The sequence below is a fragment of the Oceanicoccus sp. KOV_DT_Chl genome (assembly GCF_900120175.1).
GTDB lineage: Bacteria > Pseudomonadota > Gammaproteobacteria > Pseudomonadales > Dasaniaceae > Oceanicoccus.
In genome coordinates this window covers 1,708,910-1,734,239 of the sequence record NZ_FQLF01000002.1, presented here as the reverse complement: position 1 = coordinate 1,734,239, position 25,330 = coordinate 1,708,910, and the positions used below count along the sequence as shown (strand labels likewise).

27 protein-coding genes and 1 pseudogene are annotated in these 25,330 nt (G+C 47.6%); 14 read left to right on the top strand and 14 right to left on the bottom strand.

The features are described from left to right. Positions 1 to 240 precede the first annotated feature (240 nt). On the top strand, positions 241 to 1,617 hold the full coding sequence (locus UNITIG_RS11920) for a VCBS repeat-containing protein (RefSeq protein ID WP_101758579.1): 1,377 nt from the start codon (positions 241 to 243) through the stop codon (positions 1,615 to 1,617). 150 nt (positions 1,618 to 1,767) lie between these two features. On the opposite strand, the gene UNITIG_RS11915 is transcribed toward UNITIG_RS11920, so the two are convergent. The 6 genes from UNITIG_RS11915 to UNITIG_RS11890 form a co-directional block, all read right to left on the bottom strand. Continuing rightward, positions 1,768 to 2,802, bottom strand: coding sequence for an AraC family transcriptional regulator (locus tag UNITIG_RS11915; protein ID WP_159931147.1), 1,035 nt, complete (start codon positions 2,800 to 2,802; stop codon positions 1,768 to 1,770). Positions 2,803 to 2,852: 50 nt separating this feature from the next. Next, complete coding sequence (locus UNITIG_RS11910; protein ID WP_101758577.1) at positions 2,853 to 3,236, bottom strand: Rid family detoxifying hydrolase; 384 nt, start codon at positions 3,234 to 3,236, stop codon at positions 2,853 to 2,855. 38 nt (positions 3,237 to 3,274) lie between these two features. Then, a complete protein-coding gene (locus UNITIG_RS11905) occupies positions 3,275 to 5,413 on the bottom strand; it encodes a bifunctional (p)ppGpp synthetase/guanosine-3',5'-bis(diphosphate) 3'-pyrophosphohydrolase (protein WP_304528931.1) in 2,139 nt (712 codons plus the stop codon). Between the two features lie 157 nt (positions 5,414 to 5,570). Then, complete coding sequence (rpoZ, locus tag UNITIG_RS11900) at positions 5,571 to 5,849, bottom strand: DNA-directed RNA polymerase subunit omega (protein WP_101758575.1); 279 nt, start codon at positions 5,847 to 5,849, stop codon at positions 5,571 to 5,573. 118 nt (positions 5,850 to 5,967) lie between these two features. Beyond that, a complete protein-coding gene (gmk, locus tag UNITIG_RS11895) occupies positions 5,968 to 6,606 on the bottom strand; it encodes a guanylate kinase (RefSeq protein WP_101758574.1) in 639 nt (212 codons plus the stop codon). Beyond that, positions 6,599 to 7,468 carry a YicC/YloC family endoribonuclease gene (locus tag UNITIG_RS11890; protein WP_101758573.1) on the bottom strand — a complete coding sequence of 290 codons (870 nt, stop codon included), beginning with the start codon at positions 7,466 to 7,468 and terminating at the stop codon, positions 6,599 to 6,601. Before UNITIG_RS11890 ends, gmk begins: the two co-directional genes overlap by 8 nt. 210 nt (positions 7,469 to 7,678) lie before the next feature. On the opposite strand from UNITIG_RS11890, the gene rph reads away from it, so the two are divergent. Then, on the top strand, positions 7,679 to 8,398 hold the full coding sequence (gene rph, locus UNITIG_RS11885) for a ribonuclease PH (RefSeq protein WP_101758572.1): 720 nt from the start codon (positions 7,679 to 7,681) through the stop codon (positions 8,396 to 8,398). Between the two features lie 52 nt (positions 8,399 to 8,450). Here rph and UNITIG_RS11880 read toward each other — a convergent pair whose 3' ends face one another. Further along, positions 8,451 to 9,218, bottom strand: coding sequence for an exodeoxyribonuclease III (locus tag UNITIG_RS11880; RefSeq protein ID WP_101758571.1), 768 nt, complete (start codon positions 9,216 to 9,218; stop codon positions 8,451 to 8,453). Between the two features lie 261 nt (positions 9,219 to 9,479). On the opposite strand from UNITIG_RS11880, the gene pyrE reads away from it, so the two are divergent. Together pyrE and UNITIG_RS11870 are read left to right on the top strand one after the other, a co-directional pair. Further along, positions 9,480 to 10,121 (top strand): orotate phosphoribosyltransferase, encoded by a 642-nt coding sequence (gene pyrE / locus UNITIG_RS11875; RefSeq protein ID WP_101758570.1) that lies wholly within the window; start codon positions 9,480 to 9,482, stop codon positions 10,119 to 10,121. 92 nt (positions 10,122 to 10,213) lie between these two features. Further along, a complete protein-coding gene (locus UNITIG_RS11870; protein WP_101758569.1) occupies positions 10,214 to 10,891 on the top strand; it encodes a hypothetical protein in 678 nt (225 codons plus the stop codon). An 87-nt stretch (positions 10,892 to 10,978) separates the two neighbouring features. Here the strand turns inward: UNITIG_RS11870 and slmA are convergent, their stop codons facing one another. From slmA to coaBC, 4 genes are all read right to left on the bottom strand, one after another. Then, a complete protein-coding gene (gene slmA, locus UNITIG_RS11865; RefSeq protein ID WP_101758568.1) occupies positions 10,979 to 11,614 on the bottom strand; it encodes a nucleoid occlusion factor SlmA in 636 nt (211 codons plus the stop codon). Positions 11,615 to 11,806: 192 nt separating this feature from the next. Beyond that, positions 11,807 to 12,721, bottom strand: coding sequence for an acetylglutamate kinase (argB, locus tag UNITIG_RS11860; RefSeq protein WP_101758567.1), 915 nt, complete (start codon positions 12,719 to 12,721; stop codon positions 11,807 to 11,809). An 85-nt stretch (positions 12,722 to 12,806) separates the two neighbouring features. Next, positions 12,807 to 15,266 carry a phosphomannomutase/phosphoglucomutase gene (locus UNITIG_RS25300; RefSeq protein ID WP_101758566.1) on the bottom strand — a complete coding sequence of 820 codons (2,460 nt, stop codon included), beginning with the start codon at positions 15,264 to 15,266 and terminating at the stop codon, positions 12,807 to 12,809. A gap of 156 nt (positions 15,267 to 15,422) precedes the next feature. Further along, positions 15,423 to 16,631 (bottom strand): bifunctional phosphopantothenoylcysteine decarboxylase/phosphopantothenate--cysteine ligase CoaBC, encoded by a 1,209-nt coding sequence (gene coaBC, locus UNITIG_RS11850; protein WP_101758565.1) that lies wholly within the window; start codon positions 16,629 to 16,631, stop codon positions 15,423 to 15,425. Positions 16,632 to 16,734: 103 nt separating this feature from the next. On the opposite strand from coaBC, the gene radC reads away from it, so the two are divergent. From radC to UNITIG_RS11825, 5 genes are all read left to right on the top strand, one after another. Further along, complete coding sequence (radC, locus tag UNITIG_RS11845) at positions 16,735 to 17,409, top strand: DNA repair protein RadC (protein WP_101758564.1); 675 nt, start codon at positions 16,735 to 16,737, stop codon at positions 17,407 to 17,409. Positions 17,410 to 17,600: 191 nt separating this feature from the next. After that, the gene (rpmB, locus tag UNITIG_RS11840; protein WP_101758563.1) at positions 17,601 to 17,837 is read left to right on the top strand and encodes a 50S ribosomal protein L28; all 237 of its coding nucleotides are present in this window, start codon (positions 17,601 to 17,603) and stop codon (positions 17,835 to 17,837) included. A 10-nt stretch (positions 17,838 to 17,847) separates the two neighbouring features. After that, positions 17,848 to 18,015, top strand: a complete 168-nt coding sequence (gene rpmG, locus UNITIG_RS11835; RefSeq protein ID WP_007224202.1) for a 50S ribosomal protein L33 — start codon at positions 17,848 to 17,850, stop codon at positions 18,013 to 18,015. 105 nt (positions 18,016 to 18,120) lie between these two features. After that, the gene (mutM, locus tag UNITIG_RS11830; protein WP_101758562.1) at positions 18,121 to 18,936 is read left to right on the top strand and encodes a bifunctional DNA-formamidopyrimidine glycosylase/DNA-(apurinic or apyrimidinic site) lyase; all 816 of its coding nucleotides are present in this window, start codon (positions 18,121 to 18,123) and stop codon (positions 18,934 to 18,936) included. A gap of 182 nt (positions 18,937 to 19,118) precedes the next feature. Beyond that, a complete protein-coding gene (locus UNITIG_RS11825; RefSeq protein WP_200821278.1) occupies positions 19,119 to 19,472 on the top strand; it encodes a hypothetical protein in 354 nt (117 codons plus the stop codon). A 96-nt stretch (positions 19,473 to 19,568) separates the two neighbouring features. Here UNITIG_RS11825 and UNITIG_RS11820 read toward each other — a convergent pair whose 3' ends face one another. The 3 genes from UNITIG_RS11820 to rsmD form a co-directional block, all read right to left on the bottom strand. Continuing rightward, a complete protein-coding gene (locus UNITIG_RS11820) occupies positions 19,569 to 19,820 on the bottom strand; it encodes a YfhL family 4Fe-4S dicluster ferredoxin (RefSeq protein ID WP_101758561.1) in 252 nt (83 codons plus the stop codon). A 12-nt stretch (positions 19,821 to 19,832) separates the two neighbouring features. Further along, the gene (gene coaD / locus UNITIG_RS11815) at positions 19,833 to 20,312 is read right to left on the bottom strand and encodes a pantetheine-phosphate adenylyltransferase (protein WP_101758560.1); all 480 of its coding nucleotides are present in this window, start codon (positions 20,310 to 20,312) and stop codon (positions 19,833 to 19,835) included. 65 nt (positions 20,313 to 20,377) lie between these two features. Next, a complete protein-coding gene (rsmD, locus tag UNITIG_RS11810) occupies positions 20,378 to 20,971 on the bottom strand; it encodes a 16S rRNA (guanine(966)-N(2))-methyltransferase RsmD (protein WP_101758559.1) in 594 nt (197 codons plus the stop codon). 105 nt (positions 20,972 to 21,076) lie between these two features. On the opposite strand from rsmD, the gene ftsY reads away from it, so the two are divergent. The 5 genes and pseudogenes from ftsY to UNITIG_RS11785 all read left to right on the top strand — a co-directional run bounded on the left by ftsY (position 21,077) and on the right by UNITIG_RS11785 (position 25,329). Further along, positions 21,077 to 22,132, top strand: a complete 1,056-nt coding sequence (gene ftsY / locus UNITIG_RS11805) for a signal recognition particle-docking protein FtsY (RefSeq protein ID WP_101758558.1) — start codon at positions 21,077 to 21,079, stop codon at positions 22,130 to 22,132. Between the two features lie 29 nt (positions 22,133 to 22,161). Continuing rightward, positions 22,162 to 22,829, top strand: a pseudogene (gene ftsE / locus UNITIG_RS11800) (cell division ATP-binding protein FtsE). After that, positions 22,829 to 23,839, top strand: a complete 1,011-nt coding sequence (ftsX, locus tag UNITIG_RS11795; protein WP_101758557.1) for a permease-like cell division protein FtsX — start codon at positions 22,829 to 22,831, stop codon at positions 23,837 to 23,839. Before ftsE ends, ftsX begins: the two are co-directional and overlap by 1 nt. A gap of 174 nt (positions 23,840 to 24,013) precedes the next feature. Continuing rightward, positions 24,014 to 24,862, top strand: a complete 849-nt coding sequence (rpoH, locus tag UNITIG_RS11790; protein ID WP_101759267.1) for an RNA polymerase sigma factor RpoH — start codon at positions 24,014 to 24,016, stop codon at positions 24,860 to 24,862. 92 nt (positions 24,863 to 24,954) lie between these two features. Next, on the top strand, positions 24,955 to 25,329 hold the full coding sequence (locus tag UNITIG_RS11785; RefSeq protein ID WP_101758556.1) for a DUF423 domain-containing protein: 375 nt from the start codon (positions 24,955 to 24,957) through the stop codon (positions 25,327 to 25,329). Position 25,330 lies beyond the last annotated feature (1 nt).

The window sequence follows — 25,330 nt, the reverse complement described above, 5'->3', positions numbered from 1 at the left end:
GCCTAAAATGGCGCTAAAAAGCAATAAACACCACGTTCCAGATCATGCTTTTGCTAAAAAAAGCCTTAATTAATTTATATCTATTTGAATTCAAAGGGTTTTTAGAAGCAGGCTAAAACCACATCCTGAACGACTAAATCTATCCAGATAGCTACAGTACATCGGTCCGCTAACTACTCCGCTTGCTTTGTCGGAAGTGGTTAGTCGAATCAAACAAATATAATGACCTAGGAGTTTAGTATGCCTTCCAATAATTGTTTACATAGCCTTAAACTTGCCGCAATACCGCTGGCGGTAGCTATCGCCAGCCATGCTGTAGCTGATGTTCCTGAATACACGCGTACAACAATCGATAGCAATTTGGCCGGAGCTGCATTTGTAATTGCCGGTAATGTGGCTGATAACCCACGACCCGAGATCATTGTCAGTGCATTTGGGGAATTTCAATTTGGCCCATATGGCCCTGTTTGGCCCGATGCCGGCAAAGTCGTCATGTACAAAAATGCTCAAAAAGGCAACAAGCCAAATGGCCAGATAGAAAACTGGAACGTAACAGAAATTGTTAGTGAAGAGGATGAAATCCGGGTACCTAACCGTCCCACGCTGGCTGATGTTAATGGTGATGGCAAACTGGATGTTATCGTTGCTGCCGGGTACTTTTTTGACACCTTTATTGGTAATGAGCTGGGTTCTATAACTTGGTGGGAGAACCGTGCAAACGGTAAGGAGTGGGTTCGTCATGATGTTGTTACTGAGAGCCCATTTTCGTATCACTCAGCGGTGTTTGAGGATGTGGATGGCGATGGCATTGAAGATATAGTTTCTGTTGGTGAAGATGCCGGTAATCCACAATCTGCTGATGATGATATTGTGGAATTGCAAATGTTTAAAGGTAATGGCGATGGCACTTTTCAGCCAGCGTACAAACTTGCTGATGGTGGTGGCGGTTTGATTGAAGCCTATGATGTTAATGGCGATGGCCGCATGGATATTGTTTCGCCTCAATATTTTGGTCCCGTTGCCGGTCAACCATTTGTACCGTCTTTTGCTCGTGATGCCAGTGTTGCTTCTTATGTATGGTTTGAAAATACCGAATTTAACGGTTTTCAACGGCACGCCATTGGTACCAATCAGGGCACGGGCTTTGCCATTGTGCCAGTGAGTAATCTTCGCGGTGATGGTGTTGTTCGTTGGGTTGCTACTAACCACACTAACGATACCATTCCTTTTCCCCCTTTTGCTCTGTATCCCGAACCCGCGGTATATGAATTTACGCCGGGTATAGATCCGACTCAGCCTTGGGAAGTGCGCCAACTCAGCACATCTGGATCATTTCCAGTGACTGGGGGCGTTGGTCAATCTGCACCAGGTACTGCCGCTGTTGCCGACTTGAATAGTGATGGCAAATTGGATATCGCTGTTTCTGGTGATGGTTCTCGCGCAGTTTATTGGTTAGAGCAGCAAGAAGATGGCAGTTTTGTGACGCACCAATTTCCAGATAGTACTGGCTATGGCCAAGCTGGGGGTCCGGTTACTATTGATTTGAATCGCAGCGGTAAAAAAGAAGTTATTTTTGGAAGTTTTGATCAAAATTCGGTTTCTATATGGGGCCGTTAATGTAAAGCTGATTTCAGGTTTACATTTGAGGAGCCGTGCAGCGATGCCGGCTCCTTTTTTATTTTACGTTAGTAATAATTCCCGAATTGTATTTCTTATTAGTAACTGATAGTTATCAATAAGTCGCAGATTATTGTCAATGTCAGTATTTCAATCACTGAGTTGCTGGCGATGGGAGGAAGGGGTTTGGCCAGTGAAGCGCTTAAACATGACATTAAACGAAGTTTTCGAATTAAACCCAGCAGCGAGCCCAATATCCAATAGTGGGGTATCTTGCTGTGACTTATCTGCAATTAACAGTTTGGCTTCTTCAACCCGCGCTTTGTTGATAAACTCTGAAAAATTACATTGATAGTAGTGGTTAATCACTTCAGAAAGACTGCGGCTGGCGACTCCCATATTAGCCGCGAGCTCTTTAACTGTTAGCTGGGGATTCAAAAAGGGTTTGTGCTCAGCCATATAGTTATTCAATTGTAACTCTAGTTGCTTTTGTTGTTGTGATGATGCCTGAGGGGATGAATGATTAAATGTTCTGGCTGCCAACGTTATCGCTTTTTCTTCCCCGTCAATAGCAGGAAGCAGCGTCGGACTGCGCATACTTTGATAAACCAAAAGAGAAAGGAAGATTGATAGAGCGACGATAAATACGGCATGCGAAAATAAATTTGTAGAGTAGTTATCGATGCCCATATAGCCGGTAAGAAAACGGATAAGTTCAAATACAATCAATAGGCTGTAGATATGTAAAACTCTCTGCAACCAACGTACACCCCTGGGACTGCCTGAGGAACGAGTGTTAGCTACATCGTCATTAAATTGCAATAACAGACGGTAGCTGGCGATCAAGTAGATAATACTGATTGGTCCGACCAGCACGCTAGTGTTGAAGTCCGGCATTTTTGGTAACAGGTCTGCAGACAAGCTAATTACAAAAGGGAGGGCATGAAGGAAAGATTTCCAGTGGTAAGAAAAATCCTGATAGAGCAGTTCCTTAATGGCTAAATAAACCAGCGGTGCGTAGATAAAGCGCAAAGTGTTTGATGATGAGTAGAGAATTGGCAAATCACTAAGGTCGCCGGTGAGACGAATCGCAGTGTGTATAGCTAAACAAAAAAAATAACAAGTCAGTGCGTAGTTTCTTTTTGTTGACAGCAAGTAGTTACCCAGCAGTAGACTGAGTAACACCATTAATGCCTGAAGTGCATTTGGCCAGCTTATTAACATCGTCGTTGATATTACAGCGCTAAAATAACTTCGATTTCGACATTAGCGGCTTTGGGTAAAGCGGCTACTTGTACGCAGGCCCTGGCCGGAAAGGGTTGTTGAAATACGCTGGCCATCACTTCATTGACGGCAGCAAAATCACTTAAGTCAGTTAGTGAAATATTGACTTTCGTCGCATCATCCAAACAGCCACCGGCAGCTTCAGCGATTGCCGCCAGATTGGCAAAAACCTGTTGGGTTTGAGCGGTAATATCCCCTTCGATCATTTCCATGGTTGCGGGGACTAAAGGAATTTGGCCAGAAATATATACTGTATTACCTGCTTTAACGGCTTGAGAATAAGGGCCGATAGCTTTCGGTGCTTTATTGGTTGAAATGATAGTTTTGTTGCTCACAATATTTTCCCACTATAGTTGTTTTTACATTTTAATTATTAGTGTTTAGCGCGAACGACTTTAAGTACTTCTTTAATGCCTCGTAATTGTTTCATAATGCGAGCCAGATGCACCCGTGAGTGTACGCCAATAACCACGTGCACAATATTCAAGTGTGGTCCTTCTTCATCAATACTAATTTTTTCTATGTTGGCATCGTAGCCATTGATGCGGGTGGCTAACACAGCAATGATGCCGCGACTTTTTTCTAATTCAATGCGTAGTTCTACCGAAAACTCGCCCTGCAAATCATCGTCCCAGCGTAGCGGTACCGAGCGTTCCGGGTTATTGCGAAAATCCAAACTGTTATGGCACCTATCAGTATGTACAACAATACCACGTTCGGAGCTAATGAAACCAACGATGGCATCGCCGGGAATGGGATAACAACAGCGCGCATAATTGACCCGGAAGCCTTCACTGCCACGAATCACTAAGGGTTGATGCTTGGAGCCTTCTGGATGAGTGATTTTACCGTCAGCATCGGTTTCGGCGAGTAACTGGTGAGCGGTAAGAAAAGAGACGCGATTTCCCAAACCAATTTCTTCTAACACCCGTTCAAAGGTTTGCACACCGGTGTTACTGAGTAGGCGTTCTTTCTGTTGTTCGCTAAGTTGTTCAATGCTGGTGTTTAAACCATGCAGGGCTTTTTCTAATAAGCGTCGGCCCAGAGCCACCGATTCGCTGCTGAGCTGATTTTTTAAATAGTGTCGGATATTGGTGCGGGCTTTACCACTGACGACAAAATTGAGCCAGGCAACATTGGGTTGAGCGCCAGAAGAAGTAATAATTTCTACCGTTTGACCGCTTTGTAATTTTTCTGACAGTGGCGCTAAGCGGCGATTAATACGACAAGCAACGCAGCGATTACCGACATCGGTATGCACAGCATAGGCAAAATCCACAGCAGTAGAACCCTGGGGTAATTCTAAAATTCTACCATTAGGAGTAAACACATAGACTTCATCCGGGAATAAATCGATTTTTACACTTTCGATAAATTCCAGGGAGTCGCCTGCCCGTTGCTGCATTTCCAGCAAGCCCTGCAACCATTGCCTGGCGCGGGTATGGCTACCATTTAAGGGCTGACCTTCATTGGTTTTATACAACCAATGTGCGGCGATACCGTGGTTGGCCATCTCTTCCATTTCAGTGGTGCGAATTTGAATTTCAATGGGTACGCCGTGCATACCTTTTAAAATAGTGTGCAGCGATTGATAGCCGTTGGATTTAGGGATGGCAATATAATCTTTGAACTGACCGGGCACCGGCTTGTAGAGGCTATGAATACAACCGAGCACGCGATAACACGTGTCGACATTATCGACCACAATGCGAAAGGCATAGATGTCCATAATATCGGCGAAAGCTTTTCGTTTGGTCCGCATTTTTTGATAAATGCTATACAGGTGTTTTTCTCTGCCGGAGACTACAGCAGGGTGGCCCTCGCGTTCCAGACAGGCTTCAATAGATTCTTTAATTTGTTCAATAATTTCACGGCGATTACCGCGGGCTGATTTTACTGCCGAACGAATTCGCGAGGAGCGCATGGGGTTGAGTGCGGCAAACCCAAGGTCTTCAAATTCCACCCGGATATTGTGCATGCCCAAGCGCTGCGCTATCGGTGCGTACATGTCCAAAGTTTCTTTGGCGATGCGTTGACGCTTTTCAGTTTTTAGTACGCGCAAGGTGCGCATATTGTGCAGGCGGTCTGCCAGTTTGACTAAAATAACGCGAATGTCTTTGGCCATCGCCAGCGCCATTTTTTGAAAATTATCGGCTTGTGCTTCGGCGCGGGTTTGGGATTCCATTTGGGTTAGTTTGCTGACCCCATCGACCAGATCGGCAACGGTTTCACCAAATTGCTTGCCCAATGCGGATTTGCTAATGCCGGTGTCTTCAATCACATCGTGCAACATGGCCGCCATCAAACTTTGATGGTCCATATGCATATCGGCCAAAATGCCGGCGACGGCTAGCGGGTGGGTGACATAGGGTTCGCCACTGCGGCGGCGCTGGCCTTCGTGGGCTTGCTCGGCGTAGTAATACGCACGCTTAATTTGATTAACCTGATCTTCAGAAAGATAGCTGTGCAGTGTGCTACCGAGGCTTTCGATAGAATCGACTTCTTTGTACATATCCTGGTGCTGAAAGAAGCTGTACTGCTGCATGGTGGTCGGCGCCTTAACCTAAAACGGTGGGTGGTAGAGGCTTAACTGTAGCATAGCCTGCCAGACAGTTGGGAGTACAACCGTCTGGCAAAATGCAGGATTTTTGAATGTGCTTGGAGTGAGCTTACAAAGAAGGAGAAAAATCCGCAGCGTCCATGACCGCATCCATATCCAGAATCATTTCTTCTGGATCTTCTTCTTTAGGATTCATGATTTCGGCAGGGGTAATCAGACTATCGGCGATTTCGCGCAAAGCGATAACCGTGGGCTTATCAGAATCTTCGCTAACCAAGGGGGTAACACCGCCAGTGGCGATGGCACGAGCGCGTTTGCTGGATACCATTACCAGCTCAAAACGGTTCTCAACTTTATCCAGACAATCTTCAACTGTAATACGGGCCATGATGCGATCTCAATTTGCTTGTTAAAACGGGGCTTCAGCAGCAGGTTAGCCCTGCTGAAACCAAGCGGTTTTAATGCTTGGTGCTGAAAGGTCGCGCAGTGTATCAAAAACAATCAGTTTAGCCTAGCAGCTCCTGCAATAGGTCTTTATGTCTTTCGCATTGCTGTTGCAGGCTGAGTTCCGGGTTGGCAGTCGCTAAAATGGACTGCAGCTCAGCCAATGCGGTATTGAAGTCGTCATTGATGACCAGAAAGTCGCCCAATTGATAATGGGACATTTCGTTCGCTGCTTCTGCCATGCGGCCTTGAATGACAGCCTCATCGTCCTGCCCCCGGTTGGTGAGGCGCTCTTTTAGTGCGGCTTTTGACGGCGGTAAAATAAAGATGGCGACGGTCTTTGGCAGTACCTTTTTGACCTGCTCGGCGCCCTGCCAGTCTATTTCTAAAATAACGTCATTGCCCGCATCGAGGGTTTCCTGCACCCAGTGGCGGGAGGTGCCATAGAAATTGCCGAATACTTGTGCATGCTCTAAAAAAGCCTGTTGGGCCAACATTGATTCAAACTGTGGCCGGTCGACAAAATGGTAGTTAACGCCATCTACTTCACCAGGGCGCATCGGGCGAGTGGTATGGGAGACCGATACCAGTACCCTGTCGCTGCTGTCGATCAGGGCTTTAACCAGACTGGTTTTGCCCGCCCCCGAAGGGGCCGAAACGGTATAGAGTTTGCCTTGTTGAGGGGTGTTCGAGTTACTCAATGTTTTGTACCTGTTCGCGCATTTGCTCAATTAATACTTTTAATTCGACGGCGGCCTGAGTGGTATCGCTAACGATGGATTTTGAGGACAAGGTATTGGCCTCCCGGTTGAGTTCCTGCATTAAAAAATCCAGCCGGCGGCCGCAGTCATTGCCTTTATTCAGTACCCGACGCACTTCAGCTAAATGGGCGTCCAGCCGGTCGAGTTCTTCGTCGACATCAGCTTTTTGCGCCAGAATGACCATTTCCTGTTCCAGCCTGTCCTGATTGAAGTCGGCCTTGAGTTCAGCAAGGCGATCTTGCAGTTTCTGCCGTTGCGCCTGCAGGATAGACGGAAGCTGTTGTTTAACGGCGCCGTTAATGTCAGCAATGGTATCCAGGCGCTGCTCGATAAATACCTTGAGGGCAGAGCCCTCGCGCTCCCGGCTTTCGACCAGTTGCTCCAGTGTCAGTTGAAAACAAGCGAGTGCCTGTTCGCAAATGATATCGCTATCCGTTTCGGGCTCAGCAATTACCCCTGGCCATTGCAGTAATTGTAATGGGTTTAGCGCAGAGGGTTCTTGCAGATTTTTTTGCACCGCTTCTCCAGCGCTAATTAATTGCTCCAGTAAGGCTGAATTAATATTGAGCTGCCGTGCGCTGCTATTGGGCTGAATTTGTAATCGCAAACTGCATTCCACTTTACCCCGGCGCAGGGTATTGCGCAGTTTTTCCCGTAGATCATTTTCAAGCCGCCGCATGGACTCTGGTAATTTAAAGCTGGGTTCAAGGTAGCGGTGGTTGACCGAGCGGATTTCCCAGATGAGTGAGCCCCAGTCTTGTTGCGAGGATTGACGGGCAAAAGAGGTCATGCTGCGGATCATAAAGTGCTATTACCTGTGAGTTATTTGTGGTGCGTTAATAGCACTGTGTTGAAAATGCACCGATGGCTAACGATCGGCGTTGGCTGCGGTGCAATGCGCAGTTATTCTAGCTGGATTAAAGCGCCGCGTCAGCGTTAGTGTGTATAATGCGGCCTCAAAAAATTCTCCGCTATTCAATACTGATCATGCAAGCTTTAATAGGAATTATCTATGTCCAGACCCAGTGGCCGCAACAACAATCAACTTCGCGATATTACCATTACCCGCCAATTCACCTGCCATGCTGAGGGCTCTGTGCTGATAACGTTTGGCAATACTAAAGTTATTTGTACGGCTTCCGTCGAAAAAAATGTACCGAGTTTTTTACGGGGTAAAGGTCAGGGTTGGGTCACCGCTGAATATGGCATGTTACCGCGCTCTACCGGCAGCCGGATGCATCGTGAAGCGGCCAAGGGTAAGCAGGGCGGCCGTACCGTTGAAATCCAGCGCCTTATCGGTCGCTCGTTGCGAGCGGCAATCGATTTAACCGCGCTGGGCGAGCATGCCATTACGATAGATTGCGATGTTATTCAGGCGGACGGTGGTACACGCACAGCGTCTATAACCGGTGCCTGTGTGGCCTTGGCTGATGCTATTAGCTATATGCAAAAAGAGGGCATGATTGAGACCAACCCGTTAAAGCAAATGATCGCTGCAGTGTCGGTAGGTATTTATGATGGTATGGCGGTACTGGATTTGGATTATCCGGAAGATTCCAACGCGGAGACCGACATGAATGTAATCATGACCGAGCAGGGTGGTTTTATTGAAGTGCAAGGCACTGCGGAAGGTGAGTCTTACAGCCGGGAAGAATTGAATCAAATGCTGGAATTGGCCGAGCAAGGGATTATGACGTTGATCGAGAAGCAGAAAGCGGTGTTAGCCAGTTAGGGTTTGAGTAACAGTGCCGGGCGCCAATACTTAATCCGGCACTGCATTAACATTACAGCTCGTAATCAAAATCCATGATGATAGGGGCGTGGCTGGAAAATTCCTGGTTCTTATAGATGGCGCCATACTCAATCGAAGGCTGTAAGCCTTGAGATACAATTTGGTGATCTACCCGCCAGCCGTCATGGCTGCGGTCGCCATCGGGCCACCAGGTGAACTCATCGTTATCAGCGTTAATTTCACGGAAGGCATCGACGTAGCCTAAACCGTTAATAAGCTGATCCATCCATTGTTGTTCTTCAGGCAAGGTACCGGAAACGCCTGAATTGCCTTGTGGGTCCTGCAGGTCATCTTCATTGTGGATCATATTCCAGTTACCACAGATTACGAACTCGCGCCGCTTGTTACGGACTTTGTTGAGGTGGTTTTGGAATAATTCAAAGAACTGTTTTTTATGGTGTTTGGCGGCATCATCGGCTTTATAGGCACTTGGCGCTAATAGGCACCCAATGCTGATATTTTGGAAGTCGGCCTGAATGTAGCGCCCCTCCATATCGAAGTCGACAAAGCCTAAACCGGTCATAATCGCTTTTGGCATTTCCCGGCAATAAATGGCAACGCCATTAAGGTCTTTATCCACCGCATCAAAGAAATAAGGGTTGTAGCCTTGTGGCCAAAATAGGTCGGATTGAAGATCGTATTCCTGAGCTTTCAAATTCTGAATGCAAATAAAGTCAGCATCCTGCTCAATAACCCAATCATAAAAGCCCAGCTTAGCCGCTTCTTTAATACCGTCTGCACAAAAACTAATGATTCTCATGGTCGCCTCATTACAATGGAGCGCGTATGATACCCGAGCTAACAATTAGAAGGTATAAAAAGCCCGCTTATGGCAGTAATTACTGTCTAAGCGATCTACCTAAGCTTGAGGTTTGCCTGAGGGTATCGATGCCAAGTACTGTGTTGCTATAGTTTTATTACAGACTGGCTGCTCACTCATTAGTTAGTGTAGGAAGATGTTGTAGGTAATGCCAGCAAATTGTAGCCAAGAACAAATCAACGCCGATTAATAGAGAGTTTTATGCAAGAGTATCAACAGCAGTTTATTGAGCTGGCCATCGCCAGACAAGCCCTTTGTTTTGGGGAGTTCACGTTGAAGTCTGGTCGCACCAGTCCTTACTTTTTTAATGCCGGTTTATTTTCCACCGGGGCCGCCCTGGCTCAGCTAGGGCGCTGCTATGCAAATACTATCATCGACTCTGGAGTGGAGTTTGATGTCCTTTTTGGTCCTGCTTATAAAGGGATCCCGCTGGCCGCTGCCACCGCTGCTGCGCTAGCGGATCACTTTGATAAGGATGTCCCCTATGCCTATAATCGCAAAGAGGCGAAGACTCACGGCGAAGGTGGCACCATAGTCGGTGCGCCGCTGGCAGGTAAAGTGTTGATCATTGACGACGTGATTACTGCGGGTACTGCGGTGCGCGAAGTGATGACCATGATTGCAGAGAATGGTGCGGAACCGGCAGGCGTTGTCATTGGTCTTAACCGTCAGGAAAAGGGTAAAGGCGAGCTTTCAGCGATACAGGAAGTTGAACAGGAGTACCAGGTGCCAGTAATCAGTATTGTAGAATTGGCTCAAATTGTGGATTACCTCAATACCCAGCCAGAACATAGTCAAAATGTGAACAAGATTAATGCTTACCGTCAGCAATATGGGGTATAAATACATTGCCTTGCCAACAACTTGGCGTATAAATTGTATCTTATTGGACTGAAGACCTATTAAATTAAGCAATGATTGCACTGAATAAACGAATGAATTCGAACATTTTTCAAGCCAGCATTCTGTTGGCAGCTTTTCTCATCAGTTTGTCGGCTTTTGCCGGCAGCGAACTATACCGCTATATCAATGAAAAGGGGGTGCAGGTCATTAATGATTCGATACCGCCGGAGTTTGTGACTAATGGTTATGACGTTATAAATGTTGATGGCTCTTTGATAAAACGGGTGCCACGACAATTAACAGAAGATGAGCTACGTTTTCGCAATACTGATGAGTCGCGGGCGCGGATGAAGGAAGAAGAGGCGGTGCGGATGCGTGCTTGGGATGAGTCTTTACTGCTGCGCTATAGTGATATTGCTGATATTGAAGCCGCACAAAACCGGGCGGAGCGCGACTTGAAAATTCGCATCAGTATTCTGAAAAGCAACCTTACCAGTATTAAATCCCAAATTGAACGCGAACAACGCAAGGCGGCTGATATAGAGCGCAACGGGCGGGAAGTTCCTGTCGAGCTGAGTAAAAATATTGATACGCTGCGGATGGAAATAGAGGACACAGAGCAATCAATTCAAGTGCGGAATGAGGAAATTGCAAATGTTAAGGCGTCTTATCAACGTGATATTGACCGCTTTACCAAATTGCTGGATCGCGTTGAAATGCGTCGACAGCAGTCCCAGCCAGCGCCCTCAAAGCAGCGTAAATACTATTAATAGGTTGGCTAGTGTTTTAGTTAGCTCGTTGAATTATCTGGATAAATTAATCACCAGATATTGTGGTATGGCGCAAAGTTAAAACGGTTAGCCGTTTTGGTAGCTGGCGTGAGCCATAGAAGAAGTGTTAGTTGTCGCCTGCTTAAAAAATCCTGTCATTAAAACTGCCCACTGATCAGGCCAGTGCTCGGTGGGTTTGCGCTTAAATTCACTGCGGACAAACTGGCAAATACGACCCTCGACAGTCGCCATCAATAAATTGGCGGCGATAGCCATAGGAACAGTCGGGCGAATTCCCTCGTTGATTTCAGCTTCACGCAATATTTGTTTTAACTGGGTTTCAACGCGATCAAAAAACTGCACCATTCTGGCTCGTAGTCGCTCAGTTTCTCCCGCTAATGCATCGCCATTAAGAATACGAGTGATACCTGGGTTGCGTTCCGAGAAGGCAAGTAACAGCCCCAGAATTTTTTCGCAACGTACTATGGCTTGATCTTCTTCTTTAATAATCATAGCGATGCGAGTGAAGATGGTCTCTTCGATGAACTCTATTAAGCCTTCAAACATTTTTGATTTACTGGGAAAGTGGCGGTAAAGTGCCGCTTCAGACACGCCGACTTCTTTTGCCAGGCGTGCGGTGGTAATTCTTTCTCCTGGACTTACCTCAAGCATATGGGCGAGGCATTCTAGAATTTGTTGTCGGCGTGGAGTCTTTTTAATCATGCGGGATCATGACCAACGCATCATTGCGTCATTAATTGTTCTTGTTTTGATTGTTAATCCTATCGATTACCGTCCTGTGCTGCAATAAAAAATCGTGTAAAGCCATTTAATTTTTGAAAAAAACCTGCATAAAAACATTGAAATTTCTATGCAGGTTTTTGGCGGGCGTTTTTTGGGGTGAGTAATAATCCGCTACTGGGCCGCTAGTGCATTGCGGTTGGTGATCAGCGTACCTACACCTTCATCTGTAAATATTTCTAATAAAACCGCGTGGGGGACCCTACCATCAATTATATGGGCACTGGTGACGCCGCATTTGACGGCGTCTTGAGCGCAGCGAATTTTAGGCAGCATGCCACCATAAATAGTGCCGTCATTGATTAGTTCGTCTACCTGTTGTGTGCTGATGCCGGTAAGCACCTTGCCGTTTTTATCCTGCAGTCCAGCTACATTGGTCAGTAGCATGAGTTTTTCAGCCTTCATGACTTCGGCAATTTTACCCGCGACCAGATCGGCGTTAATGTTGTAAGAGCTGCCATCTTTGCCGACACCAATAGGTGCGATAACAGGAATAAAATTACTGTTAATTAACATTTCCAGTACACTAGTATCAATTTGTGACACTTCCCCTACATGGCCAATATCTATGATTTCTGGTGCTTTCATTTCCGGGCTTTGCTGGGTGACGGTCATTTTTCGGGCGCGAATCATGTTGCCATCTTTACCCGTAATACCTACGGCTTTACCTCCGTTATGATTCAGCAGGTTAACAATTTCTTTATTAACGCTGCCGCCAAGTACCATTTCGACAATGTCCATGGTTTGGCTGTCGGTTACTCTCATACCATCAATAAAATGGGACTTAATGTTGAGCTTATCAAGTAGCTCGCCAATTTGCGGTCCACCCCCGTGCACCACGACAGGATTCATGCCAACCAGTTTCATAAGGACCACATCGCGGGCAAATTGCTCTTTGAGTTCATCGTCTATCATGGCATTGCCGCCAAATTTAACCACAATGGTTTTACCGGTAAAGCGTTGGATATAGGGTAGCGCCTTGGTCAATACGTTAGCGACATTGGAGGCGGCTTCGCGGTCTAGTGACATGATGGTTCCTTAAAGTTAACGGCAATTGGGGTGGTTGCGGTGAAGGCTGGCGGGCTAGTGTTTCCCGCCAGCAAAAGCTTACGTATTAAAAACTAAATTGTAAGCTGTTATCAATAGCACTTAGCTGATCTTTGAATTGAGATTGGATACGCTCCATGGCTTCGTCAGTATCAGCCTCAAAACGCAGAATGAGCATGGGGGTGGTGTTGGAGGCGCGGACCAGACCCCAGCCATCAGGGAAGTCTACGCGGAGGCCATCAAGGGTACTGATTTTGCCGTCATCAAAATTGGCGTTGCTAATGAGCTGCTCAATAATGCTAAATTTCTGCGTATCAGTCGTTTCAACTTTGAGTTCGGGAGAGCTGATGCTTTCCGGAAACGCTTCCAACTGCAGGTCCAAATCAGGATCGGTAGTGCTGAGTATTTCAATTAATCGCGCTGCGGCGTACATGCCATCGTCAAAACCAAACCAGCGCTCTTTAAAGAAAATGTGGCCGCTGAACTCCCCACCTAACAGCGCGCCTGTTTCCTGCATTTTTTCTTTCATAAAAGAATGGCCGGTTTTCCACATAATGGGGCGACCACCATAGTTGCTGATTAAAGTATTGAGGTTGCGGGTACATTTCACGTCGAATAAAACGTCTGCGCCAGGGTTACGTGATACCACGTCTTGTGCGAGTAGCATTAATAAGCGATCAGCGGGCACCGATTTACCGGTAGCAGTGACCACACCTAAACGGTCGCCATCACCGTCAAAAGCGATCCCTAAATCCGCTTTGTGTTCTTGTACCTGCTGCTTGAGGTCAGTCAGGTTGGCTTCTACGCTGGGGTCTGGGTGATGGTTTGGGAAGTCGCCGTTCACCTCGCAATAGAGAGGTATCACTTCACAGCCTAATTCTTCAAACAATTGAGGAGCAATCGCGCCGGCAACGCCGTTACCCGCATCGATAACAATTTTTAATGGTTGGGCAATGGCAACATCATTAATAATGTAATCGATATAACTTTGGTCAACATCCTGGTGGTGGTAATCACCCGCGCCCGTTGCCAGGGATTTACTTTCAATCCGCTCCTTCAGCGCCATAATTGCCTGGCCCGAGAGCGCACGGCCGCCGATGACGATTTTAATGCCGTTGTACTCAGCAGGATTGTGGCTGCCGGTAATCATTACGCCGCTTTGGGTATCCAACTGATGGGTAGCAAAATACATGAGTGGCGTTGGTTGTATGCCGATATCAACGACATCACGGCCACTGGCACGCAGCCCCTGTACCATGGCGTCGCGAATTCTGGGCGAGCTGTGACGACCATCGGCGGAAATAATAATACGCTGCTGACCTTGATCCAGTGCTTCGCTGCCAATGGCTAGCCCAATAGCATAAACCACCTCGTCAGTGAGTTCTGTTTCTGCAATACCGCGAATATCGTAGGCGCGAAAAATACTGGCGGGTAATTGTGCTGGCAGGTTTATCGCTAGGCTGTCGTCTTCCACAGCCTTAGCTGCGGTGTCAGTTTTAGCCTCAGGGTTATCTTTGGCAGCCGGTGTTACTGCCGCTGCTGGTGCAGGGCTAGGGATTTGCTGTAGCTTCTTGGCCAGCGTCCCAAAGCCTGGTAGCGTAAAGCTTGGGTCTTTGGATTTGCTAGTGAGTTGAGTCAGGTTTTGGGCCAGCACTTTTTGCAGGCTAGACAGCATAAACAGTCCTGTGCCTAATATCGCCAGTGCAGCAGCAGCTAACAGCATCCAAACGGTTGTTGAGCTATGTCCACTTTTTGCTATCAGTTCGGCAGAGGGGCTAAAGTGCAAGCGCCATTGTGAAACGGTGGCTTCAGCGACTACTGTGATGGCTGGGTCGCCATTGCCAGATGATACAATAATGTGCTGCTTGTTTTTAAATTGCTGGATCAACTGTGTTTGGCCCAATGCGCTGTCCAGTTGGCTTAATAGACTGCGCAGGTATTGCTCATCCAGTGTCACCAATAGTGCAGCACTGGCATATTTTTTATCGGTCGATTGCACTGATTCAGCTACAGAGAATAACCACGTATCCTCATATTGATAGGCTTCAGGTTCTACATTTTGACCATTGCTAACAGAGCGGAGTAAGTCCAGCTCGATGTTATTGCGAAGCTCGCGGCTGTCTTTGTTTAGAGAGGCGATCCCGAGTGGTCCCAGTGGAATTAGTTTGCTGCTGATGGCTTCCGGAAAAGCTCGTTTTAACTCAAGGCGATAGCGCTCAAGTGCTGCTGGGTCTGACTGCTCAAGTGCCGCGAGTAAATCTTCAGACAGTGCGATGTTGCTGAGACGCAGTCGCAATTGTGTCAGGGCTTGATCGAGTAGCGACACCTGGCTGTCAGCAAGGCTTTGTGCCTGTGCCTGAATGCTTGCATTGCTGATCGCGGGCCGCTCAACCAAGGCCAAGTAGCTAAAGGCGGCGGCAGTGACAAGCAAGCTAATCGCAGTGCAGTTAATAATGGTGGTGATTAACAGGTTTTTCGGCTTTGCTGGCGATGCGTTTTTTTGTTTGGGTGGGTTCTTTTTAGCCATGGTTCCCTTGGTCTTGCTGACAGATCGTGCCTGCGATTTAAATTTAAACGGAGAAGTTTAATAAGTGTTATTAGTTATAGCCTGCATTGCCTAATTATTCAGGCTACTTGCACAGTTTACGACGATTTATGTGTGGGGTAATCCCGGACACGTCGATTACTTAACGTTTTTAGCGTAATAGTGTTCAGCGATCACTGCTAGCAGCTGCCGCGCCAATTGCTGCTTGGAGGCAATGGCGATGGCTGTTTCGCTGGTTTCGGCAACGACGGTAACCGCATTGTCATCACTATTAAAACCGATACGGCTATCGGATACATCATTGGCAATGATTAAATCGAGATTTTTATTTTTGAGTTTTCCGCGCGCATAGCTCAGTACATCCTGAGTCTCGGCAGCAAAACCGATGGCGAAGGGTCGCTGCGGGTGACTGGCGACGGCAGCAATAATATCCGGGTTGCGGACCAGCGCGATTGTCATATTGTCATCGTTTTTTTTGATTTTTTGTTCTGCAATGTTGGCTGGACGGTAATCTGCTACAGCAGCGGCACCAATGAAAATATCGCAGTGGCCTAACTCGGCAAGGGCGGCTTGATGCATTTGATCTGCGCTTTCTACATTGATACGGGTAACCCGTTCGGGTGTGGCTAAGGCTACCGGCCCGGCGATCAGTGTCACCGAGGCGCCTGCCTCAACGGCAGCGGTGGCTAATGCAAAACCCATTTTGCCGGAGCTGTGGTTACTGATATAGCGAACCGGGTCGATAGCTTCGCGGGTGGGCCCGGCGGTAATCACCAGTTTTACTCCATCCAAACTGCCGGATTGAAATTGTGCTGCGGCTAGAGCCGCAATATCGGCAGCTTCCAGCATGCGACCAGGGCCGATATCACCACAGGCCTGAGAGCCTTCAGCGGGGCCCAGGATGGCGACTTGACGATCTATCAGGGTTTGCAGATTGGCCTGTGTTGAAGGATCGCGCCACATACCCTGGTTCATTGCCGGCGCTATGGCGATACCGGCATGGGTAGCCAAACACAGGGTGGTGAGTAAATCGCCGGCTTCGCCATGGGCTAAGCGCGCCATAAAATCCGCGCTGGCGGGAGCAACTAACACCAGATCGGCCCAGCGCGCGAGCTCAATATGCCCCATTGCGGCTTCGGCTTCGGGGTTTAACAAATCGGTATGTACCGGGTTACCCGAGAGTGCCTGCAATGTTAACGGCGTGATAAATTCCTGAGCAGCTTTGGTCATCACCACGCGTACGTTGGCACCGTGGTCTTGCAGGCGGCGGATCAATTCCGCCGCTTTATAAGCGGCAATACCACCGGTGACGCCCAGTAAAATCTGTTTGTTGTTTAGTTGCTGCATAAAATCGGATAAGGTCTCGGCAATTCAGGCTGGGGATTGTATGATAAGTGGGCGTTTCAGGATAGGGAGCGATATCCCAAGGCTATTTCAAGGAGGAAATACTATGGCAATTACCGATTGGCCAGTTAAAGAAAGGCCCCGCGAAAAACTACTTAAACAGGGTGCTGCAGCCCTTTCCGATGCAGAATTGCTAGCGATTTTTTTACGTACCGGCGCACCTGGTATGACCGCCGTGGATTTGGCACGACAGTTACTGACACAGTTTGGTGGTTTGCGCCCCTTGCTCAGTGCCCAGATGCGCCAGTTTTGCGAAGGCCGTGGTTTGGGTTTAGCCAAATTTGCTCAATTACAGGCAGTACTGGAAATGTCGCGACGCCATTTGCAGGAGTCGATGGAGCGTGGTGAGGGCATTACTAGTCCCGCGCTGACCCGCCAGTATTTGTTGTCCTGTTTGCGAGATCAGTCGCAGGAGCAGTTTTGCTGTTTATTTCTAGACAGCCAGCACCGGGTGATTTGTTTTGAAACCCTGTTTTACGGCACTATCGATGCGGCCTGTGTGTATCCACGGGAAGTAGTTACCCGCAGTTTGCAGCTACAGGCCGCTGCGTTGATTCTGGCGCACAATCACCCCAGCGGTGTGGCTGAGCCGTCACAAGCCGATGAGCGCATCACCAGACGCTTGGTGGAAGCACTGGCATTGGTGGATATTCGGGTGTTGGATCACTTTGTGGTGGGTGATGGCGAATTGGTATCTTTTGCCGAGCGCGGGCTGCTTTGACGATTATATTGGTCATTTAGGTGCTTAAAAGGTTAATTATTCAACTTTCGCTTGGCTTTAAATCCTTGTTCTGGTATAAAGTCGCGCTCCGTTCGGGCAGCCCCTCTTTTGAGATGAACAACCTAACAACTAACTAGGTTTTATCTGTCCCGAGAAACAGTTTTAGTTGATTAATTTGGAAGGGACAAACCATGTCCAGAGTATGTCAGGTTACAGGCAAGCGCCCAATTTCGGGAAACAATGTTTCCCACGCGAAAAACCGTACGCGTCGTCGTTTTTTACCCAATCTGCACCGTCACCGTTTTTGGGTTGAGAGTGAAAACCGCTTCGTTTCACTGCGTGTTACCACTAAAGGTATGCGTATCATTGATAAAAAGGGTATCGACGCTGTATTAGCAGATTGTCGTGCTCGTGGCGAGAAGGTATAAGGAGTAGATCATGGCGAAAAGCGCACGCGATAAAATCAAATTGGTTTCTACTGCTGGTACTGGTCACTATTACACGACTGATAAGAACAAGCGTAATACTCCGGACAAAATGGTGTTCAAGAAGTATGACCCTGTTGTTCGTAAGCACGTAGAGTATAAAGAATCCAAAATTAAGTAATTGGATGTAAGATTCTGCTAAAGCCCGGCTGTGTTCGGGCTTTTTTGTGCCTGTGGATCCGGCGATTGCTATGCATCTTCACACCTGTCCAGCCTAGGTTAGCCCATGCCTGAATTGCCCGAAGTAGAAACCACCCGATTGGGGATTGAGCCGCATATTCTGCAGCGCCACGTCAAAAAACTGGTGGTGCGACAACCGCAGCTGCGCTGGGCGGTGCCTGCAAATCTGGCGCGTCTGGTTAAAGGCAAGCAAATTCAGGGCGTTGAGCGCCGCGCTAAATATTTACTGCTGCACTTTTCCAATGGCACGGCGATACTTCATTTGGGTATGTCCGGAAGTCTGCGCATTATCAAAGCCGATGAACCACCTATGGCTCATGACCATGTGGACTGGGTATTGGATGATGGTCACGCTTTGCGCTTTACTGATCCCCGCCGCTTTGGCTGTCTGTTGTGGCAGGGCGCCAATGATGAGCTGCACAGTTTGCTAGCGTCTCTGGGGCCAGAGCCGCTTACCGACGATTTCGATGGTGAGTTATTATTTCAGCGCTCGCGGGGTCGCAAGGCGCCGGTGAAAACCTTCATTATGGATAATAAGATTGTGGTGGGCGTTGGCAATATCTATGCTAACGAAGCCTTATTTGCTGCGGGTATCAGGCCTGATCGGCAAGCGGGCAAAGTGTCACAGCAACGGTATTTACGATTAGCACAAGAAATTAAAACCGTATTGGCGCAGGCGATTGAACAAGGTGGAACGACCTTGCGGGATTTTGTTGGCGGTGACGGCAAACCGGGTTATTTTAAGCAGCAGTTAAAGGTCTATGGTCGTGGCGATACGCCCTGTATTACGTGCAAGGCTAGCTTGAAGGAGGTCCGCTTAGGTCAGCGTAGTACGGTGTTTTGCCCGCAATGCCAGCGTTGATTGTGCCTTCGCGCCAGTCGCCGCGTGGAGAAGGTCACATCTTGCATAAAAATTATCCCTGACGGGCGACGAATGAGTATTTTGAGTCTATGATTACTTCAATTGTCAGACGTAACTACTTATTAGCAATAGATTTTATCCCCCGAGAGTTTGAGCTTTAGGGTCGAATGGAGATAGCCACAATGCGTAACACACTAAAACACTTAAGCAATCAATGTCATCGAATCGGTTTGGCACTGAGTATGGCTCTGGTCCTGTTGATGCCACAGATGGCTTATAGTCAGGCGGTTGAAGAAGACCCTTCAGCAGTGGCTATGGCCGGTGATTTAATTTTAGCCCGGCCGCTGTTACTGGCTACAACCGTGTTAGGTACTGTTTTTTATGTGGTCAGTCTGCCGTTTTCTCTGGCTGGTGGTAATGCGCTGGAAGCTGGTGAAACGCTGGTTGTTGGTCCTGCCAAAGCGACTTTTATTCGTTGTCTTGGTTGTACCCGTTCCGGTTATAAGAAAGAAGTTGCTACTTTCGACGAAAATTAAAAATAGTGCCTTGCTGAATCAGCAAGAGTGCAGTGTATTAAAAAAGCCCGGTGGTTCTATCATCGGGCTTTTTTGTTGGCGGGTTGTGTATTTGCATTAGCCAACGGCTATTAAACGTTGGTATTTTGCTTGTAATTGTTTCGGGGTTTCCAGATGGTCCGGGTCTAAAGGAATACAATCGACAGGGCAGACGGTTTGACATTGTGGTTCATCAAAATGCCCAACACATTCGGTACACAGTGATGGGTCTATTTCATAAATCAGCTCGCCTTGATAGATGGCCTCATTGGGGCACACCGGCTCGCAAACATCGCAATTGATACATTCGTCGGTAATTAATAAAGACATAAATGACTTAAATTATTGATCCAGTTGTTGCTGCAATGCACCTAGCACATTGGCGGGGACAAAGTTGCTGACATCGCCTCCCATGCCGGCAATCTCCCTTACCAGTGTGGAAGAGATATACGACAGACCATCAGCAGGGGTGAGAAAAATAGTTTCAAACCCGGGCGACATTGCCCGGTTCATATCCGCCATTTGAATTTCATATTCAAAGTCCTTCATTGAGCGCACACCGCGCAGTACAAATTGGCTATTTTTGCTGCGGGCAAAATCTACCAGCAGCTCACTAAACCCACACACCTCAATGTTATCCAAGTGAGCAAGTGCCTGCTCACATAGAGTGATGCGCTGCTCAAGGCTAAACATGGGCTGCTTTTTCTCACTATAGGCAATGGCGATTACCACCTTGTCGAAAAGTTTGGCGGCGCGCTCCACCAAATCGATATGACCGTTAGTAATAGGGTTGAAAGTGCCAGGATAGATAACGGTTTTCATACAGTTCTCAATGAAGCCTGTTGGGTGAGTGTAGACGTGAGGCTAATTATACCTGTCTAGGGAATTTATGCCTGCTCAACCTTGAATAGGCGATAGCAGACCTGGCCGGCGGTTTTTTCCCGGTGTAGTTGCCAGTTTTCGGGGTAATGGGGTAGCGGTTCTGTAGCACCCATTTCCAGATATACCCAGGCTTTGTCGTTCAGTAAATTGCGATTATTGATGATTTCTATACAGCTGGCGGCTAAATTCTGGCCAAAAGGGGGGTCGAGAAAAATAATATCGTAGCCCGGTATTGCTTGTTGTAGCCACGGCTGCGCTTGGCTGTGCCAGACAGTGGCGTGGTCACATTGCAACGTTTGCAGATTAAGGTTGAGCTGTTGGCTGACGGGCTTGGCGCTGTCAACTAAATCGGTATGTCCGGAACCTCTGGATAACGCCTCCAACCCGAGCGCGCCACTGCCACTGAATAGGTCTGCACAGCGAGCGCCAATGATGCTGGGTGCCAGCCAGTTAAATAGCGTTTCCCGAACCCTGTCGGGAGTCGGGCGCAGTCCTTCGACTGTGGGGAAGGCCAATTTTCTACCACGCCATTGGCCACCAATAATCCGCAATTGGTTACTGGTTTTGTTGCTCGGGCGCCGGGGTGAAGTTTTAGCCATAAATTGTTAGTGATATAAACGTTAATGAGACTCTATTTCATCTCGTAAGGGTGGTAGGATACCACTCTTATTAGCCGTAAAATAATTTGAGTCTATGTTCCATTCATGAAGTTCTTTGATCGCTTTAAATCCAACCCCGAAACAAATGCTGACGAGCTTAGCTCCGCCGAGCCAGAGGTCGTTGACGTTGCCGTAGAACCAGAAACAGCTTCCCCGGAAGATAACGATACGTCCAAGTCGGGTTTTTTCTCTCGACTGAAAAGCGGGTTGAAGAAAACCAGCAGCAGTTTTGCCAGCGGTATGGGCACTATCTTTCTCGGCAAAAAAGAAATTGATGACGAGCTGTTGGATGATTTGGAAACCCAGCTACTGGTTGCCGATGTTGGCATTGAAGCGACTCGCGAGATTATGGAAAAGTTAACCCAACAGGTGTCGCGGAAAGAATTATTTGATGCAGATGCTTTGTACCAGTCTTTACAAAAAGAGTTAGCAGCGTTGTTGCATGGCAGTGCCATACCATTACAGATCGATAGTGGTAAAAAGCCTTATGTTATTTTAATGGTTGGTGTAAATGGCGTCGGGAAAACGACTACTATCGGTAAGCTAAGCAAGCGTTTTCAATCGGAAGGCAAGTCCGTTATGTTGGCTGCCGGTGATACGTTTCGCGCGGCTGCAGTTGAACAATTACAAGTCTGGGGCGAGCGCAATAATGTGCCGGTTATCGCTCAACACAGCGGAGCCGATAGTGCCTCGGTTATTTTTGATGCCGTGCAAGCGGCACAAGCCCGCAATATAGATGTGTTAATTGCAGACACTGCCGGGCGCTTACACAACAAAGACAACTTAATGGAAGAGTTGAAAAAAGTCGTGCGGGTAATGGCTAAGCTCGATGATACTGCTCCCCATGAAGTGATGCTGGTATTGGATGCAGGTACCGGTCAAAATGCCCTATCGCAAGCAAAAAGTTTTCAACAAGTGGTGGGTGTCAGCGGCCTCACATTGACCAAATTAGATGGCACCGCCAAAGGCGGTATTATTTTCGCTATCAGTAAGCAGCTAGATATTCCGATTCGATTTATTGGCGTAGGCGAAAAAGTAGACGATTTGCGTCCTTTTGTGGCGGAAGATTTTGTCGCGGCATTATTTGATGTAGACCAATAATAATTTAATTTCATTAAGCAAATCATCACATGATTCAATTTGATCAAGTCAGTAAGCGTTACCCGGGTGGCCATGAAGCTTTGCGCGGGGTTAGCTTTCATATTGAGCCCAATGAGATGGTGTTTTTAACGGGCCATAGTGGTGCTGGCAAAAGTACATTGCTCAAGTTGATGATGGTGATGGAACGACCTACCCAGGGTCAGGTGTTTGTTAATGGGCAAAACCTCAAAGGCTTGCCGGCCAGAAAAATTCCGGCATTGCGGCGTGATATCGGGGTGGTATTTCAAAATCATCAATTATTATTTGATCGTACCGTATTTGATAATGTGGCGTTGCCGTTAATTATCGCCGGTTATCAACCGCGGGAAGTGGGTCGCAGGGTTCGTGCGGCACTGGATAAAGTAGGGCTGCTGAGCAAAGAAAAATTAATGCCGATTACCTTGTCCGGGGTGAGCAGCAAAGGGTTGGTATCGCCCGTGCGGTAGTGAACAAACCCAAAATATTATTGGCGGATGAGCCGACCGGTAACCTTGACCCGGAACTTTCCGCTGAAATTATGCATTTGTTTGAGCAGTTTAATCAGGTGGGTGTGACGGTATTAATTGCCAGCCACGATCTTAGCCTGATTGCCAGATTACCGTATCGTATGATGACCTTGCGTGAAGGGCAGATAGTCTCGGCCTTGGGTGGCGGTTGATGAATAAGCAAAATCCTCGAAAAGACAGCCGCGCTGGTAGTTCGCCTAAAAAAGAAAAAGGCGCTAGCCAAAGTCGCACCAGCACCAGCGATAAGATGAATAGCTATATTGCCCATCATAAATTGGTGGCGGTAGACAGTTTTAAGCGCTTGTTGAGCACTCCTATTCCAAGCCTGATGACCTGGCTGGTGATCGGTATTGCATTGGCCTTGCCCACAGGCTTGTTTGTAGCGCTGGGTAATCTTGATGCTGTTAGCCGCGGCTGGGACGGTGCTGCGCAAATCTCCTTGTTCGTTAATAAAGTGGTTTCCGAGGAAGATAGTCGGCAACTAGCCAAAAAACTGCGGTTGCGGACAGATATTGCCGAGGTGGAGTATATTTCCCGCAGTCAGGCGCTGGAGGAATTTCAAGCGCTATCGGGTTATGGCGATGTTTTGGCTCACCTGGATCAAAACCCGCTGCCAGCAGTGATTGTTGTCCGGCCGGTGGAAAAGGAGATTTCAGCTGCAGCTACCGAAGCACTATTTAATGAATTGAAAAGCCTGCCCCAGATAGAGCAGGCAATACTGGATCTAGAGTGGGTACAGCGCTTATATAGCATGATGGAGTTAGGTCGGCGCTTAACGCTAGCATTGGCGGCCCTACTATCGCTGGGGGTGCTGCTGGTAATTGGTAATACCATTCGGCTGGCAATTGAAAGCCGGCGCGATGAGATAGTTATTGTCAAACTGGTGGGGGCAACCAACACCTTTGTGCGTCGCCCCTTTCTCTATACTGGTTTATGGTATGGCTTTGGTGGCGGTATTGTCTGTTGGCTAACCATCTCAGTGAGCTTGTTTTGGCTAAGTGGGCCGATTGCTAATCTGGCAGGCTTGTATCAAAGCCAGTTTCAATTGCAGGGCTTGGGTATAGGCGAAACCTTGTTACTGTGGTTGAGCAGTGCGGGTTTGGGTTTGATTGGTGCCTGGTTAGCAGTAGGCAAGCACTTGGGCGCTATTGAGCCTCGATAAAGGTATTAGTGGTAAAAAGGGTAGTTTCTGGCTAGGTAGGCCTTGATCCAGGTCAAATCACCCCCATATCCCAATGAATTAGAGCAATAATGGCGCGTAATAAACGAACTATTTTGTTATTAGCACTCTAAAGGAATGAGTGCTAAAATTTGCGCCGATTGTTTGGAGGATATTATGAGTACTGCACTACAGACTGTTAATTTGGTACCGGGGAGCAACCTCAACGCCTACATGCAGACTGTGAATACCTTTCCGGTCTTGACTGCTGAGCGCGAGCGCGAGCTGGGCGAAGAGCTCTATTACCATGAAAATTTAGAAGCTGCCCGTGAGCTGGTTATGTCTCACTTGCGCTTTGTCGTCCATATTGCCAAGTCATACAAAGGCTATGGTTTGCCTTTAGCCGATTTGATTCAGGAAGGTAATATTGGCCTGATGAAAGCGGTAAAGCGCTTTAATCCGGAAAAAGGCGTCCGTTTGGTGTCTTTTGCAGTGCATTGGGTAAAAGCAGAAATGCACGAATTTATCCTGCGCAACTGGCGGATTGTGAAAGTCGCTACCACTAAAGCACAGCGTAAATTGTTTTTTAATCTTCGTGGCGCCAAGAAAAAGCTGGCGTGGTTAACCAATGATGAAGCGCATGCGGTTGCCGATGATCTAGGTGTAGATATTAAAGAAGTCCGCCGCATGGAAAGCCGGTTAACGGCTTCAGACTTGGGCTTTGATGCGGGTGCGGATGACGATGATGATGGTATTGTCGCTCCTGCTCATTATCTGGAAGATAAGTCTGCTAATCCTGCCTTGCTATTAGAAGATGCAGATTGGGAGCAGAACAGTAACCAACACTTACATATTGCATTGGATCAGCTGGACGAGCGCAGTCGTGATATTTTGCAGGCGCGCTGGTTATCAGATAGTAAAGCCACCTTGCATGAGCTGGCCGATAAGTATGGTGTTTCAGCTGAGCGTGTGCGCCAGCTGGAACAAAATGCAATGAAAAAAGTGCGAGCCACTATGGAAGCCTAATGCTTTATGGTGTCGCGTTAAAACCGCCTGATGGCGGTTTTTTTATGTTTATCAATAAACATTTGGGTAATAGCTTTCAGAGTTAAAAAATTATGGCAAAAACATTTCTATTGATAGCTGCGATTAGCGGTTTAATGGCCGTGGCGATTGGTGCGTTTGGCGCGCATGGTTTGAAAGCAAGATTAACGGAAGATTTGATGGCGGTCTATCAAACCGGAGTGCAGTATCATTTTTATCATACGCTGGCGTTGATGTTAGTGGGGACGCTGGCCTTGCAAATGCCAATGCCGTTATTAAATTGGAGTGGCTGTTTATTTATTGTGGGGATGATTATTTTTTCAGGAAGTTTGTACCTGTTGGCCTTGACTGGCATTAAATGGTTAGGAGCTATTACGCCTTTAGGCGGAGTGGCAATGATAGCGGGTTGGTTGAGTTTAGCCGTAGCGGTCTATAAAGGGATGGAGTAAC

Coding starts and splice junctions, on each gene's coding strand:
- coaBC (WP_101758565.1), bottom strand. CDS start 16,631: ATGCAGCAACTAAACAACAAACAGATTTTACTGGGCGTCACCGGTGGT.
- UNITIG_RS11920 (WP_101758579.1), top strand. CDS start 241: ATGCCTTCCAATAATTGTTTACATAGCCTTAAACTTGCCGCAATACCG.
- rpmG (WP_007224202.1), top strand. CDS start 17,848: ATGGCGAAAAGCGCACGCGATAAAATCAAATTGGTTTCTACTGCTGGT.
- ftsY (WP_101758558.1), top strand. CDS start 21,077: ATGAAGTTCTTTGATCGCTTTAAATCCAACCCCGAAACAAATGCTGAC.
- ftsX (WP_101758557.1), top strand. CDS start 22,829: ATGAATAAGCAAAATCCTCGAAAAGACAGCCGCGCTGGTAGTTCGCCT.
- coaD (WP_101758560.1), bottom strand. CDS start 20,312: ATGAAAACCGTTATCTATCCTGGCACTTTCAACCCTATTACTAACGGT.
- UNITIG_RS25300 (WP_101758566.1), bottom strand. CDS start 15,266: ATGGCTAAAAAGAACCCACCCAAACAAAAAAACGCATCGCCAGCAAAG.
- rpmB (WP_101758563.1), top strand. CDS start 17,601: ATGTCCAGAGTATGTCAGGTTACAGGCAAGCGCCCAATTTCGGGAAAC.
- rph (WP_101758572.1), top strand. CDS start 7,679: ATGTCCAGACCCAGTGGCCGCAACAACAATCAACTTCGCGATATTACC.
- rpoZ (WP_101758575.1), bottom strand. CDS start 5,849: ATGGCCCGTATTACAGTTGAAGATTGTCTGGATAAAGTTGAGAACCGT.
- UNITIG_RS11785 (WP_101758556.1), top strand. CDS start 24,955: ATGGCAAAAACATTTCTATTGATAGCTGCGATTAGCGGTTTAATGGCC.
- rsmD (WP_101758559.1), bottom strand. CDS start 20,971: ATGGCTAAAACTTCACCCCGGCGCCCGAGCAACAAAACCAGTAACCAA.
- mutM (WP_101758562.1), top strand. CDS start 18,121: ATGCCTGAATTGCCCGAAGTAGAAACCACCCGATTGGGGATTGAGCCG.
- UNITIG_RS11890 (WP_101758573.1), bottom strand. CDS start 7,468: ATGATCCGCAGCATGACCTCTTTTGCCCGTCAATCCTCGCAACAAGAC.
- pyrE (WP_101758570.1), top strand. CDS start 9,480: ATGCAAGAGTATCAACAGCAGTTTATTGAGCTGGCCATCGCCAGACAA.
- argB (WP_101758567.1), bottom strand. CDS start 12,721: ATGTCACTAGACCGCGAAGCCGCCTCCAATGTCGCTAACGTATTGACC.
- UNITIG_RS11880 (WP_101758571.1), bottom strand. CDS start 9,218: ATGAGAATCATTAGTTTTTGTGCAGACGGTATTAAAGAAGCGGCTAAG.
- rpoH (WP_101759267.1), top strand. CDS start 24,014: ATGAGTACTGCACTACAGACTGTTAATTTGGTACCGGGGAGCAACCTC.
- UNITIG_RS11905 (WP_304528931.1), bottom strand. CDS start 5,413: ATGTACAAAGAAGTCGATTCTATCGAAAGCCTCGGTAGCACACTGCAC.
- UNITIG_RS11870 (WP_101758569.1), top strand. CDS start 10,214: ATGAATTCGAACATTTTTCAAGCCAGCATTCTGTTGGCAGCTTTTCTC.
- slmA (WP_101758568.1), bottom strand. CDS start 11,614: ATGATTAAAAAGACTCCACGCCGACAACAAATTCTAGAATGCCTCGCC.
- UNITIG_RS11825 (WP_200821278.1), top strand. CDS start 19,119: ATGCGTAACACACTAAAACACTTAAGCAATCAATGTCATCGAATCGGT.
- UNITIG_RS11820 (WP_101758561.1), bottom strand. CDS start 19,820: ATGTCTTTATTAATTACCGACGAATGTATCAATTGCGATGTTTGCGAG.
- radC (WP_101758564.1), top strand. CDS start 16,735: ATGGCAATTACCGATTGGCCAGTTAAAGAAAGGCCCCGCGAAAAACTA.